This window comes from Flavobacterium cellulosilyticum, assembly GCF_004349355.1.
Classification (GTDB): domain Bacteria; phylum Bacteroidota; class Bacteroidia; order Flavobacteriales; family Flavobacteriaceae; genus Flavobacterium; species Flavobacterium cellulosilyticum.
On sequence record NZ_SMFK01000005.1, the window covers coordinates 144,756 to 156,705 of the forward strand.

14 protein-coding genes are annotated in these 11,950 nt (G+C 33.8%); 3 read left to right on the plus strand and 11 right to left on the minus strand.

Annotated features, from left to right (window positions below):
• Positions 1 to 33: 33 nt before the first annotated feature.
• Positions 34 to 1,023: a type I glyceraldehyde-3-phosphate dehydrogenase gene (gene gap / locus E0F76_RS10190; RefSeq protein WP_132005138.1), complete on the minus strand. Its 990-nt coding sequence runs from the start codon at positions 1,021 to 1,023 to the stop codon at positions 34 to 36.
• Positions 1,024 to 1,084: 61 nt separating this feature from the next.
• Entirely contained in the window at positions 1,085 to 1,984 is a 900-nt protein-coding gene (gene lipA, locus E0F76_RS10195) for a lipoyl synthase (RefSeq protein ID WP_132005141.1), read from the minus strand.
• 221 nt (positions 1,985 to 2,205) lie between these two features.
• On the opposite strand from lipA, the gene E0F76_RS10200 reads away from it, so the two are divergent.
• Positions 2,206 to 2,763 (plus strand): DUF4494 domain-containing protein, encoded by a 558-nt coding sequence (locus tag E0F76_RS10200; RefSeq protein WP_132005144.1) that lies wholly within the window; start codon positions 2,206 to 2,208, stop codon positions 2,761 to 2,763.
• 125 nt (positions 2,764 to 2,888) lie between these two features.
• On the opposite strand, the gene E0F76_RS10205 is transcribed toward E0F76_RS10200, so the two are convergent.
• The 3 genes from E0F76_RS10205 to E0F76_RS10215 form a co-directional block, all read right to left on the minus strand.
• Positions 2,889 to 3,617, minus strand: coding sequence for an esterase family protein (locus tag E0F76_RS10205; RefSeq protein ID WP_132005147.1), 729 nt, complete (start codon positions 3,615 to 3,617; stop codon positions 2,889 to 2,891).
• Positions 3,618 to 3,655: 38 nt separating this feature from the next.
• The gene (locus E0F76_RS10210) at positions 3,656 to 4,273 is read right to left on the minus strand and encodes a GDSL-type esterase/lipase family protein (protein WP_132005150.1); all 618 of its coding nucleotides are present in this window, start codon (positions 4,271 to 4,273) and stop codon (positions 3,656 to 3,658) included.
• 296 nt (positions 4,274 to 4,569) lie between these two features.
• Positions 4,570 to 5,592, minus strand: a complete 1,023-nt coding sequence (locus tag E0F76_RS10215) for an LLM class flavin-dependent oxidoreductase (protein ID WP_132005153.1) — start codon at positions 5,590 to 5,592, stop codon at positions 4,570 to 4,572.
• A 520-nt stretch (positions 5,593 to 6,112) separates the two neighbouring features.
• Here E0F76_RS10215 and E0F76_RS10220 point away from each other — a divergent pair.
• Entirely contained in the window at positions 6,113 to 7,501 is a 1,389-nt protein-coding gene (locus tag E0F76_RS10220) for an FAD-binding oxidoreductase (protein ID WP_132005156.1), read from the plus strand.
• A gap of 156 nt (positions 7,502 to 7,657) precedes the next feature.
• On the opposite strand, the gene E0F76_RS10225 is transcribed toward E0F76_RS10220, so the two are convergent.
• Together E0F76_RS10225 and E0F76_RS10230 are read right to left on the minus strand one after the other, a co-directional pair.
• Complete coding sequence (locus E0F76_RS10225) at positions 7,658 to 8,107, minus strand: SRPBCC family protein (RefSeq protein ID WP_132005159.1); 450 nt, start codon at positions 8,105 to 8,107, stop codon at positions 7,658 to 7,660.
• A 22-nt stretch (positions 8,108 to 8,129) separates the two neighbouring features.
• On the minus strand, positions 8,130 to 8,573 hold the full coding sequence (locus tag E0F76_RS10230) for a VOC family protein (RefSeq protein WP_132005162.1): 444 nt from the start codon (positions 8,571 to 8,573) through the stop codon (positions 8,130 to 8,132).
• 419 nt (positions 8,574 to 8,992) lie between these two features.
• Here E0F76_RS10230 and E0F76_RS10235 point away from each other — a divergent pair, with 419 nt between their 5' ends.
• Positions 8,993 to 9,472 (plus strand): hypothetical protein, encoded by a 480-nt coding sequence (locus E0F76_RS10235; protein ID WP_132005165.1) that lies wholly within the window; start codon positions 8,993 to 8,995, stop codon positions 9,470 to 9,472.
• A 56-nt stretch (positions 9,473 to 9,528) separates the two neighbouring features.
• Here the strand turns inward: E0F76_RS10235 and E0F76_RS10240 are convergent, their stop codons facing one another.
• The 4 genes from E0F76_RS10240 to E0F76_RS10255 all read right to left on the minus strand — a co-directional run bounded on the left by E0F76_RS10240 (position 9,529) and on the right by E0F76_RS10255 (position 11,873).
• Positions 9,529 to 10,194, minus strand: a complete 666-nt coding sequence (locus tag E0F76_RS10240) for a glycoside hydrolase family 27 protein (protein ID WP_132005168.1) — start codon at positions 10,192 to 10,194, stop codon at positions 9,529 to 9,531.
• Complete coding sequence (locus E0F76_RS10245; RefSeq protein ID WP_132005171.1) at positions 10,191 to 10,490, minus strand: alpha-amylase family protein; 300 nt, start codon at positions 10,488 to 10,490, stop codon at positions 10,191 to 10,193. The genes E0F76_RS10240 and E0F76_RS10245 overlap by 4 nt, the downstream gene beginning before the upstream one ends.
• 250 nt (positions 10,491 to 10,740) lie before the next feature.
• Positions 10,741 to 11,502: a tryptophan synthase subunit alpha gene (gene trpA / locus E0F76_RS10250; protein ID WP_132005174.1), complete on the minus strand. Its 762-nt coding sequence runs from the start codon at positions 11,500 to 11,502 to the stop codon at positions 10,741 to 10,743.
• A 50-nt stretch (positions 11,503 to 11,552) separates the two neighbouring features.
• On the minus strand, positions 11,553 to 11,873 hold the full coding sequence (locus E0F76_RS10255; RefSeq protein ID WP_132005177.1) for a gamma-glutamylcyclotransferase family protein: 321 nt from the start codon (positions 11,871 to 11,873) through the stop codon (positions 11,553 to 11,555).
• Positions 11,874 to 11,950 lie beyond the last annotated feature (77 nt).

Sequence of the window (11,950 nt, forward strand, 5' to 3'; positions counted from 1 at the left end):
AATTTAACAAAAATAGTAATAATAAATTTACTTTTAATTAGTAAAAACGATTAAATCTATAATTCTTGAAGAATAACCTATTTCATTATCATACCAACCAACCACTTTTACCATTTTATCAATTACGGAGGTGAGTTGAGCATCAAATAGACAGGAATGGGTATTGCCAATAATATCAACGGAAACAATTGGGTCTTTAGTATAATCCAAAATTCCTTTTAAATTAGTTTGTGAGGCAATCTTAAAAGCGGTGTTAATTTCTTCTATCGTTACCGCTCGTTTTACGTTGAAAGTAATATCAGTCAATGATCCATCAGGAACTGGAACCCGAATTCCGCAACCTCCAATTTTACCTTCAAACTCAGGGAAAATTTTAGTTAATGCTTTAGCTGCTCCAGTTGTGGTTGGAACAATAGACTGACTAGCTCCACGAGCTCTGCGCAAATCCTTATGTGGTTGATCGTGTAGGCTTTGATCTGTTGTATAAGAATGAATTGTAGTTATGTATGCTTGTTCAATTCCGCAAAGTTCATTAATGATTTTTATCATTGGAGCCGCATTATTTGTAGTACAACTTGCATTTGAAATAATGGTTTCAGATCCGTCAAGTATGTCTTGGTTTACTCCTAAAACTACTGTTTTAATTTCGTCTACTTCAGATGGGGCGGAGAGAATTACTTTTTTGGCTCCAGCTACAATATGTGCATTTATTTCCTCGAAAGTTCTGTATTTTCCAGTCGACTCCACAACAACATCAATATTGATAGATTTCCAGTCTAAGTTAGCAATTCTTTTTTCATGGAAAAATAGATAATGTATATTGTCAATAATTATTCCTTTTTCATCATGAGAAACTACGGATGGCAAAACACCGTGAATACTGTCGTATTTAACCAAATGTGCCATTGTTTCAGTGTCTGCAATGTCATTTATCGCAACAACTTCAATAGTAGGATGATTTAAAAGTAATCGAAATAAATTTCGTCCAATACGTCCAAAACCATTTATAGCAATTCTTGTCATAAGTGTTAAAGTCTAAAGTCTAAAGTCTTAAAGTCAAGTCTTTCGACTTTATGACATTCGACTATAATATATGCTTTTGCGCTTTATAGGAGGATCGAACTAGTGGTCCGCTTTCTACATGGCGGAATCCTAATTCTAATCCAAAAGCTTCGTATTTAGCGAATTGTTCTGGTGTGATAAATTCTTTTACAGGTAAATGTTTTTTACTAGGTTGTAAATATTGACCAATAGTCACAATGTCAACATCGGCATTACGTAAATCCTGCATTGTTTGCAAAACCTCTTCTTCCAATTCACCAAGACCCAACATAATTCCAGATTTAGTTCTTTTAATGCCTTTTTCCTTTAGGTATTTCAAGACTTCCAAACTTCTATCGTACTTCGCTTGGATACGTACTTCACGGGTCAATCGACGAACAGTTTCCACATTATGGGAAACCACTTCTGGATTGGCTTCAACTATTCGGTCAATGTTTCTTTCGATTCCTTGAAAATCTGGAATAAGCGTTTCAAGAGTTGTATTTGGATTCATTCTTCGAATTGCTTTTACAGTTTCAATCCAAATAATAGAACCTCCATCTTTCAAATCATCTCTATCCACGCTCGTGATAACAGCATGTTTGATGTTCATTATTTTAATAGAACGCGCTACTTTTTCAGGTTCATCCCAATCTACAGTTTCAGGTCTTCCGGTTTTTACACCGCAAAATCCACAAGAACGGGTACAGATATTTCCTAATATCATAAAGGTCGCTGTCCCTTCACCCCAACATTCACCCATATTTGGGCAACTTCCTGAAGTGCAAATCGTGTTTAATTTGTATTTATCAACTAAACCTCGAAGTTCGGTATATTTTTTACCGATTGGGAGTTTTACTCTCAACCATTTTGGTTTAGCTACGCTCTGTTCGGCTTTACCTCGGGTTCCAACGGGTAATGTATTTTCTAAAACAGTTTCCATAAAGTAATTTTTGAAAGTGCAAATATAGTGAAAGTTGATTTAGGAAAAGGAGTTTCCCAGTTTAGATTTTTGAGTATCCAATTTCAATTTTGTGATATAATGTCAATATTATGGGGCAAAAAATTCAATTTAGTTTCGTGTTCAAAATTGTGAATATCTATTTTAAGAATGATGCTATATATTATTTCTAAAATCTATCTTTGACATCCTAAAAAAAAAATATGAGCTCAATGTGGTACGAATGCAAAGTAAAATATAGAAAAACAGATGATACTGGAGTACAGAAAGTTACAACCGAACCGTATTTGGTTGATGCAATGTCTTATACAGAAGCTGAATCGAGAATTAATGAAGAAATGGCTGCCTATATCAGTGAAGAATTTAAAATAACAAATATAAAAGTGGCCAATTACGCTGAAATTCACCCATTCGAAAATTCAGATCGATGGTTTAAATCCAGAGTTTCCTTATTGGCATATGACGAAGAAAGTGGCAAAGAACGCAAAACAAATATGTATGTTTTATTGCAAGCCAATGATGTAAAAGAAGCTTTTGATAATACAGTTAGAGTAATGACTGGTACTATGGGAGACTACACTATCCCAGCTATTTCAGAATCACCTATAATGGATGTTTTTCCTTATTTTTCTGGCGAAGAAGGAGATTTAGAACAAATGGAAAAGTTTAATGCCATCAAAGCTTCTAAGCCTGAAAGTGGCGCTGTAGCTGTTGAAGATGAAATGGAATTTGATGCTGAAATTGTATCCGAAAGTTATTAAATTCGGTTCTAAAATATTAATAAACAAGAGGCTTTTGCCTCTTTTTTATTAGGGTTATATCTGAGTAAATTAAGTGCTGCAGCTGTATTGATGAAACAATGACCTTAAACAACAGTTTTTAACTTTTATAAATAGAGCTGCACCATTTTTCGCCAATATCTACATTTATGAGCTTCCCCGTCCCATTCAATTATTTGATGGGAAATTCCTTTTTCATTTAAAATTCCTGATAGTTCGTAATTACTGTCCAAAAATTGATCCTCTTTACCAATAGCTAGAATAATGTCCATTTTATCCAACTGATGTATTAAAAAATCGTCTTCCATGTTTTTTAAATATTGATTGGGCATATTAAAATAAACAAAATCATTATGATAGCCACTTAATAAATCTTGAAAATATCCTTTAGATTTTGTAAGGTCATAACGACCACTCATTCCGACGACTTTGCAAAATAAATGAGGATGACGCATTGCTACATTTACAGCATGGTAGGCACCTAGACTACAACCTGCAGAAATAATATTTGGGTTTGGGTTGATTGTATTTGCTAGAGGTAATACTTCTTTAAGTACATATTTCTCGTATTGAATATGCCTATAAATTCTATAATCTGGATGTTGAAAACTATTATAAAATGATTCTAAATCTACACTGTCTACGCAAAATAACTGTAATTCACCATTTGTAATTTTAGGTTCTAAAGCGTCAATGATTTTCCAGTTTTCATAATCATAAAAGCGCCCCATGCGTGGAGGAAAAAATAAAACTTTTGTACCTGTATGACCAAAGACAAGGAGTTCCATCTCTTTTTCAAGATTTTGACTGTACCATTTGTGATATTCTCGTTTCATGATACTGTTTTTTTTCAAAATTGAAAAACACCTTTTTTTTATCTTTTTTCCAATGTTTTTTTGGGAAAAATTTCAGGATGTTTTTTTAAATACTTTTCCCATAATTTGTAACCAACTTGGTTTAAATGCAGACCATCACCGATATAATATTCTTCTTTTGGATTTCCGTTTTGATCTAACATTATATCGTAAATATTTACATAATGGAAATTCAAATCTTTAGACATTAATTCTTGAATATTTCTATTTGTATAACGGATGCTTCCTGACAAATGTAAACGATTTTTACTCGGTTTTATAGAAATACAAGTGCAAGGAATGTTGCCGTATTTTGCTCTAATTTTATATAATATGTTTTCCAAATACATCAGGACTTCTTCCGGGTGTCTTCCTTCTCCAAGATCATTTTCTCCGGCATAAATCACGATAGCCTCTATGTCTTTAATGTTTTCAAAAACACGCTCAAAAAACCAAGTACAAGCAGCCAATGTAGACCCTCCAAAACCTAAATTTAGAGGATTATGTTCTTTGAAAATAGTTGACAATTCATTCCATAAAGTAAATGTAGAACTCCCGTAAAATATCAATTTTGGATTGTATTCTAATGCTGCTATTTCTTTTTCTAATCGTTCAATATCCTTATGAAACCAAAACATGCCTATTCTCTATTATTAATTAAGGGCTAAATTTATATTTTAAAAAAGATAAAGAACTAGAAAAAGATGGTAATATAGTTTTCGTGCCCTATTTAATCTAAAAACACTGTAAGATACGTCAAATTTTCTTAATAATACTATGGATCAAAGAAAAATCAGGTTGTCTGTCTTTTCGAAAAAAGAGGAATCAATTAATGCTAAGAATATATGCTTAAAAATCGAAGTAAGATGATTCTATTGAGTGAGATTTATATGTAGTTGTATTATAAAAATAAGATTTTCTGTACTTTTAACTATTAAGAAAGACTTTCTTTATTGAGTTCGCTCATGATTTCTGCAAAAAATTGAATAGATCGTATTCGGTCTTTTTGATTATGACAGTTGGTTGCTACAATAAGTTCATCAATCTCAGTTTTATCCAAAAAGCTTTTGATTTGATTCTTAACCGTTGGTTTACTTCCAATAAAAGTATAACGGGTCATTTGTTGCACTGTAGGATGTGTCAATATTTCTTTTAAATCAGCGGTCATTTCGCTAGCTTCGTCAAGGTATTCTTTTCTTACACCAGTTAATATTCCGACAATCATTTTTATAAATGAAGTGGCCATACGTTCTGCTTCCTCATCGGTTTCAGCTACAAAAACATTGATTCCCGCAATTATATAGGGTTTTTGAAGTACTTCTGAAGCCATAAATTCACTTCTGTAAATGTCTAATGCTTGAAACAATTGCGCTGTTGCAAAGTGACTGGCAAAAGCATAAGGAAGTCCTTTTCTTGCTGCCAGATGAGCACTATCAGTACTAGAACCCAAAATATAAAGCGGTACATGAACACCTTCGGCAACAGTGGCTCTTACTTTAGCTTGCTGATTGTTTATCGAAAAATAATTTTGAATTTTTTCTATTTCCTCAGGAAAGGAATGGGCTGCATCCATAAAATCCGAACGAATGGCACGAGTGGTTTCCGGATCGGTTCCGGGAGCTCTTCCAAGACCTAAATCAATTCGGTTGGAATATAGGTTTCCCAAAGTGCCAAATTGTTCCGCAACTATAAGTGGAGCATGATTCGGGAGCATAATACCACCAGAGCCCACTCTCATTGTTGTAGTACTTTGAGCAACATGGCCAATTAAAACAACAGTCGCACTGCTGGCAACGGCAGCCATATTATGATGCTCGGCTAACCAGAAGCGAGTATATCCTAATTCTTCTGCTTTTTGTGCCAAGGCAACTGTATTCATGAACGTTTCTTTAATTGTTTTTCCTTTACTAACTATAGCAAGGTCCAAAATAGAATAAGCAATTGGTTTGTTCTTCATTGAGTTGATTTTAACTTTAGGTTTGAAATTTAAGTAACAGTTTTGGTTATTTAAATTAGTATTGACAAAGATAAGCTTGATTTTATTTTAGTATCGAATAATCATCATAAAATAAAACTAAAATAGTGTTCTACGTTTATTGTTGACTAAAAAAAGTAGGAAGTATTTTCGCAAAAAATCGAATAATTTTGAATGGCTTATCCTGCAAATTTCTATTTTAAAAGAACATTTTAAGGAACTTGTTATTAGAAAACTTTAGGTTAAAAGATCAATTTAATACAACTGCTCCTATTTTTGATGGAGTTCCCAAACGAAAACATAAATACTTTTTTAATTTGTTGATTATCTAAAATGTATAAATAAATAAAGTGTTCATTATCATAATTTTAACAATCATAAAGCGACGATAAATGGAAGATTATCATTATATTTACTTGGATTTTTAGCATGTAAAAACAGTTAATAAACACTACAAACTGATGCTGTTTTTATTATTTATTCATTTCTAAATAATAGTATTATGACTAATATGGTAAAAAATCTCAAAGAAACTATCATTGATGACTTTGTTTCTCAAATCAGAGGTGAAATCATTCTCCCCATTGATAAAGCTTATGAGGATGCAAGTAAAGTGTATAACGGTATGATCCATAAACATCCGGGGATGATTGTGATGTGCGTGGATGTTGCTGATGTAATATATTCGGTCAAATTCGGGCGTGAAAACAATTTACTAGTGTCCATTCGTGGTGGAGGTCACAACGCAGGAGGACTCGGTATTTGCGACGATGGAATGGTGATTGACCTGTCGGGTTTAAAATTTGTAAATGTGAATACCCAAAACAATACCGTAAAAGTAGGAGGAGGTAATTTATGGGGTGAAGTAGATCATGCTACTCATCCATTTGGATTGGCTATTCCGGCTGGAATTATATCCACTACAGGGGTGGGCGGTTTAACCTTAGGGGGTGGAGTAGGCCACTTGTCTCGGAAATATGGGTTAACTATTGATAATCTTTTGGAGGCCGATATGGTACTTGCCGACGGTAGCTTTGTAACAGTCAATGCGAATCATCATCCTGATTTGTACTGGGCTATTCGTGGCGGTGGTGGAAACTTTGGAGTTGTTACTGCTTTTACATTTCAAGCACATCCAGTTAAAACAGTATTTGGTGGGCCAACATTGTGGCCAATAGAAAAAACCGAAGAAATCATGAAATGGTACCACGACTTTATTAATAAGGCTCCCGATGATTTGAATGGGTTTTTTGCTACTATGATTGTTCCAGGGCCTCCATTTCCGGAAGCGCTACATAACAAACAATTTTGCGGTGTGGTATGGTGTTATACTGGTCCAATGTACAAAGCCGAAGAAGTCTTTAAACCAATTTTGGCCTTGGATCCCATCTTCCATCCAGTAGGTGAAATGCCCTACCCAATGATTCAAACAATGTTTGATGGAATGCTCCCAACAGGTCTCCAATGGTATTGGAGAGCTGACTTTTTCACTAATGTAACTGCAGAAATGAGGGAAGAGCATTTGAAATTTGGTTCAAAAATTCCTACCCCACTGTCTCAAATGCATATGTATCCTATAAGTGGGGCTGCCAGCAGAGTAGCAAAAGAGGCAACACCGTGGGCATATCGTGATGCCAAATACGCAGCAGTGTTTGTGGGTATTGACCCAAGTCCCGAAAATGCACCTAAAATTACGCAATGGTGCAAAGAGTATTGGGAAGCATTACATCCGTATGCCTCTGGAGGAGCGTATTTGAATTTTATCATGGATGAAGGACCGGAGCGCATTAAAGCAAGTTACAAACACAATTTTGAGCGATTGGTCGCTATTAAAACAAAATATGACCCAACAAATTTCTTTCATGTGAATCAAAATATACCACCAAATTAAAAATAAGTTTTATTATTTGTCGTCAAAGAAAAAGAAAAGAGGTTTTGTTATCTCTACAATCTGAAATTATAGAGGCAACTGAACCTCTTATTAAAGTCTATTTTACTTGAAATTCTACAGTACGGTTGAAGTTGAGTTGTAAATTGGTACCTCTGTTTATTCATCTGGAATATCAGGCTCAACTAATTTTTTCAATTTATCCAATGAATCTTGCCAACCCATATAACACATTTCGGTTGGTATAATTGAGGGAATTCCTTCTTGAATGATTTTAAGTTCTGTTCCGCAAGAAACTTTTTTTAGCCATACTGAAGTTGTCATTTCTCCCGGCAAATTAGGATCTTCAAATTCATCCATATATTTGATGAATTCATTCGGCTTCAATTCCATGTAGGTTCCAGTAAAGGAGTGTCCATTTCCTGTTGAAAAATTGATAAATGACATATGGTAATTTCCACCTATTTTTACGTCCATAGTATGAACAATACATAAATATCCGTAAGGAGGAATCCATGATGCCATTGCAATAGCATCAGTAAACGCACGATAAATTTTTTCGGGATTAGTGTTAAAAACCCTGTGTAGTGTTACGATATTATTAGCCATAATGTTTGTTTTTTGAGTTTGACTATTTTTTATAAGTTGGAATTGATACATTGAACATCCATTGAGTTCCGAATTGGTCTTTGCAAGTTCCCCAATATCCCCAGAACTCATCATGGGGAGGAACATTTTTTGTTCCATCCATAGCAAGCTCATTATACAATCGATCTGCTTCTTGCTTTGTATCTGGGTTCAAACTGATAGTAATATTATTTCCTACAATTAATTGGTGGCCCATACTTTCAAGTAAGTCGGTTGCCATAATTTCTGTCCCGCCAAGAATAGGTAATGCAACATGCATTACTTTGTTTAGTTCGGCATCAGAAAGTTGAGGCATTCCTGGTTGTGTAGGAATATCTTTCATCCGCAGAATTGGTGCTGAAAAGTCCGACTTGAAAACTTTTTTGTAGTAATTGAATGCTTCTTCAGCATTTCCCATGAAGTTGAGGTAAATTGATACATTTGACATATTCATTTATTTAAAATTATTTCTATTTAAATGGTATCGAGATCAAAATAGGAATAAAATGAATAGCGTCTCCCTACTTTGGATAATTAAAAATAGTCGTAGCTGCTAATAATTGTACTTTGGTACTTATGTTTGGGTTTTAGAAGATATGTGGAATGCTTGGACAAAAATAACTTTTACGAAAAACGATAATAAAATTACTGAATTAATTTGAAAATGCCAACACTTCAACCTCTAAAAATTACATTTGTAATAGGCACTAAATCCAATTGGTTGTATAAGTTTAATTTTGTTTTGTATACTATAAGCGTTTTTGCACTTTAAATCTGCGTTCGAGAAGTCATAATGTTTTCCTAATTTAATTTTATAATTTAATTTGCTATTGCTTAAATTCTTAAATTTAGTAAAACTTGAAAATCATGTCAAATTTATTCAAAGGGATTCTTGTAGTACTATTTTTATCCCAAGTAAGTGTTGCTAAAGCTCAAAATACGGCAAAGTCAAAACTAGATAAAAATGTTCCAGCCATTGTTCTAGAAAAGTTTAGTATTGATTTTCCAACTCATGATCCTGTTTGGTTTTCTCAATACCAAGGCAGATACAATCAAAAGCTAGTTTTTGAAGGTAAATTTATATTTGACAATCGGTATTCTTCGGCTGTTTATGATATAAATGGTAACCTACTTGCATTCACTGCAACAGTAGATAAATATGAATTACCAGAAGCTATAACTGCGTACATGACTGCAAATTATCCTTCTTTCCCCATAGTGGAGACATTATTAGTAACCCGAGATATGAAAGACGTTACTTATGAAGTTGGGATATATATTGATAATCAATTGGTAATTGAAGTTTTTTCTGAAAATGGAGATTTTATAAAAAGTACGAAAGCGTAGATGATTTTGGGTATTTGAGTCAACAGATGATGAAATATGTTAGCAAATAAATAAATTTAACGAAGAATATAATCGAAAAGTGAGTTTATAAAATTCCATAAAATGGATAAATAATTGGTAAGCATATCAACTGTTTGTTGATTCATTGCAGACAAAACATTACCTAATAAAAGAGGAGAAGATAAAATACACCACATACTGAAGTGGCTCTTGTCTTCCTCAGCTGACAATCCCCTTCCAACTTCGAGCATATCCATATCATTATAATGACCTGGGCTCGCAAAAGGTGCTAAGTAGGTGTTTAAATCTAAAATACTTAGAATGCTGCTCCATTGTGGAATAGAACCCGGTTTGAAATTTATATCGTGGGATATACGCCATGAATCTGCCAATGAGGTAATCCATACACCTGGAAATTGCCAACGACATACATTATAGTTAATATCGTTTCTACCTGTATTGTCTATTGCCATTTTAATCTCGGTATATCGTGTTTTTTCATCTAATTTTTGTTCCTGGCCGCCACAAAAATCAACTTTCAAAAAATCATAACCCCATGATTTAAAAATGGTGTCTATATCTTGTTGATCATGATGATATAATCCACCACCTACGCCTCCGGGAGAATTACTCCAAATAGAGCCACAGGTATTAATTCCAGCTTCTGAATAAAATCCAGCTTTCAAACTAACAGAATGGATATGGTCTGCTAAGGATTTCATACCATTAGGGAATTTTTTCTCATCGTTAAAGCACCATTAGCATATCGCCCATTAAAGAGTCCGTCATCAATATTGATGTATTGAAATCCTACTTTAGCCAATCCGGATGAAACCATAGCATCAGCCTGTGCTTTTATGATGGAATCATTAATTGCAACACCATATTGATTCCAACTTGCCCATCCCATTAAAGGGGGATTTTGAGCAGCTAACTCAAGAGAATTAATGAATAAACAAAATGCGAAACAAATTAGTTTTAAACTATTTGTTATTTTTAAATAAATGCTTCTTGTCATAATTAATATATTTGGAATTCTTTTTATCTGCTGCTAACGGTGAATATAAGAAAAGTTGTATATATAATTTAGAATTAAGAAATAATATATACACTTTTTTTTAGCAGAGAAAAAGTGGTATTCACGAGTGGTGCATAATAATCGGATATTTATTTTAAATAGAAAAACCACAAATTCACAATAAAGTAAGCACTATATGCTTCAAATAATTTGTGAATTTGCGGTAATATTATTGTTGAAAGTAAAATTTTTATCGAATCGATTTTACAAATTTTCCAATGCTGTCAACCCCATTTTCTGTTAGGTGTTTGATAAAAGCACTGCCTATAATAGCGCCTTTGGCAAATTGAGTGGCTTGGTTAAAAGTTTCGGCATTATTGATTCCAAATCCGATGATTTGAGAGTTTTTCAAGTTCATGTCGGCAATGCGTTTGAAATAATTTTCTTGCACACTTCCAAAACCAGCTGAAGATCCAGTAACACTAGCTGAGCTTACCATATAAATAAATCCATCGGAAACGCTGTCGATAAAACGAATGCGTTCGTCTGAAGTTTGTGGGGTAATCAAGAATATGTTTTTAAGTCCGTATTTCTCGAAAGTAGCTTTGAATTCTTCGGCATATACATCGACTGGAAGATCGGGAATGATTAAACCATCAATGCCAATTTCGGCACATTTCTGGCAAAAACTCTCTACTCCATATTGCAATATTGGGTTAAAATAACCCATAATTACTAATGGAATCGAAACTGTTTTACGAATAGCTATCAGTTGGTCAAACAACACTTGTGTGGTCATTCCGTTTTGCAAAGCTTGTGTAGAACTAGCTTGAATGGTTGGTCCATCGGCCAATGGATCGCTGAACGGTAATCCAATTTCAATCATATCGACCCCGTTTTTTTCTAAATCCTGAATGATTTGTAAGGTATCATTCAGATTGGGATATCCAGCAGAAAAATAGATGGATAGTATTTTTTTATCTTCTTGTAATTTCTGATTTATTCTGTTCATTTTGTATTTATTACCAGATTCAGCATCTGTTATGATCTTTATTTTTCTTATTAAATAGCGGCACTGTAAACCCAAACGATTTCATTAGATTGCAATTCCACTTGGATTCGTTTATAGTGGATACCTTCATAAGTATCTGCTTGTTGCAGCTCTCGTTCTGTTAGTTTATAAAGTACTCCCTTGATGCTGTCCTCCGGATTTTGAGTTGCAGTAATAATTGGGTAGGGAGTGAGTCCAAACTCTTCCTCAATTTCTATTATTTTTTTGGTGTACCCAATTAGTTTATCGGGTGTGCCAACTAAAACTCGTCCAAAAATGTTTTCTTGAACTTCTTCCTCTTTTAAAGATCCGTATGCAAATAAATTTTCCATTTTCAATAGTAATTAATAATGATTTCATTTTTTGTTTTTGCGTTAGGGATAGTAGTGAAAATCCTTTTTTTTGCTAG

What these genes read in the sequence shown, in the direction of transcription:
- gap (WP_132005138.1), bottom strand. Translation starts at nt 1,023, where the DNA reads ATGACAAGAATTGCTATAAATGGTTTTGGACGTATTGGACGAAATTTA.
- lipA (WP_132005141.1), bottom strand. Translation starts at nt 1,984, where the DNA reads ATGGAAACTGTTTTAGAAAATACATTACCCGTTGGAACCCGAGGTAAA.
- E0F76_RS10200 (WP_132005144.1), top strand. Translation starts at nt 2,206, where the DNA reads ATGAGCTCAATGTGGTACGAATGCAAAGTAAAATATAGAAAAACAGAT.
- E0F76_RS10205 (WP_132005147.1), bottom strand. Translation starts at nt 3,617, where the DNA reads ATGAAACGAGAATATCACAAATGGTACAGTCAAAATCTTGAAAAAGAG.
- E0F76_RS10210 (WP_132005150.1), bottom strand. Translation starts at nt 4,273, where the DNA reads ATGTTTTGGTTTCATAAGGATATTGAACGATTAGAAAAAGAAATAGCA.
- E0F76_RS10215 (WP_132005153.1), bottom strand. Translation starts at nt 5,592, where the DNA reads ATGAAGAACAAACCAATTGCTTATTCTATTTTGGACCTTGCTATAGTT.
- E0F76_RS10220 (WP_132005156.1), top strand. Translation starts at nt 6,113, where the DNA reads ATGACTAATATGGTAAAAAATCTCAAAGAAACTATCATTGATGACTTT.
- E0F76_RS10225 (WP_132005159.1), bottom strand. Translation starts at nt 8,107, where the DNA reads ATGGCTAATAATATCGTAACACTACACAGGGTTTTTAACACTAATCCC.
- E0F76_RS10230 (WP_132005162.1), bottom strand. Translation starts at nt 8,573, where the DNA reads ATGTCAAATGTATCAATTTACCTCAACTTCATGGGAAATGCTGAAGAA.
- E0F76_RS10235 (WP_132005165.1), top strand. Translation starts at nt 8,993, where the DNA reads ATGTCAAATTTATTCAAAGGGATTCTTGTAGTACTATTTTTATCCCAA.
- E0F76_RS10240 (WP_132005168.1), bottom strand. Translation starts at nt 10,194, where the DNA reads ATGAAATCCTTAGCAGACCATATCCATTCTGTTAGTTTGAAAGCTGGA.
- E0F76_RS10245 (WP_132005171.1), bottom strand. Translation starts at nt 10,490, where the DNA reads ATGACAAGAAGCATTTATTTAAAAATAACAAATAGTTTAAAACTAATT.
- trpA (WP_132005174.1), bottom strand. Translation starts at nt 11,502, where the DNA reads ATGAACAGAATAAATCAGAAATTACAAGAAGATAAAAAAATACTATCC.
- E0F76_RS10255 (WP_132005177.1), bottom strand. Translation starts at nt 11,873, where the DNA reads ATGGAAAATTTATTTGCATACGGATCTTTAAAAGAGGAAGAAGTTCAA.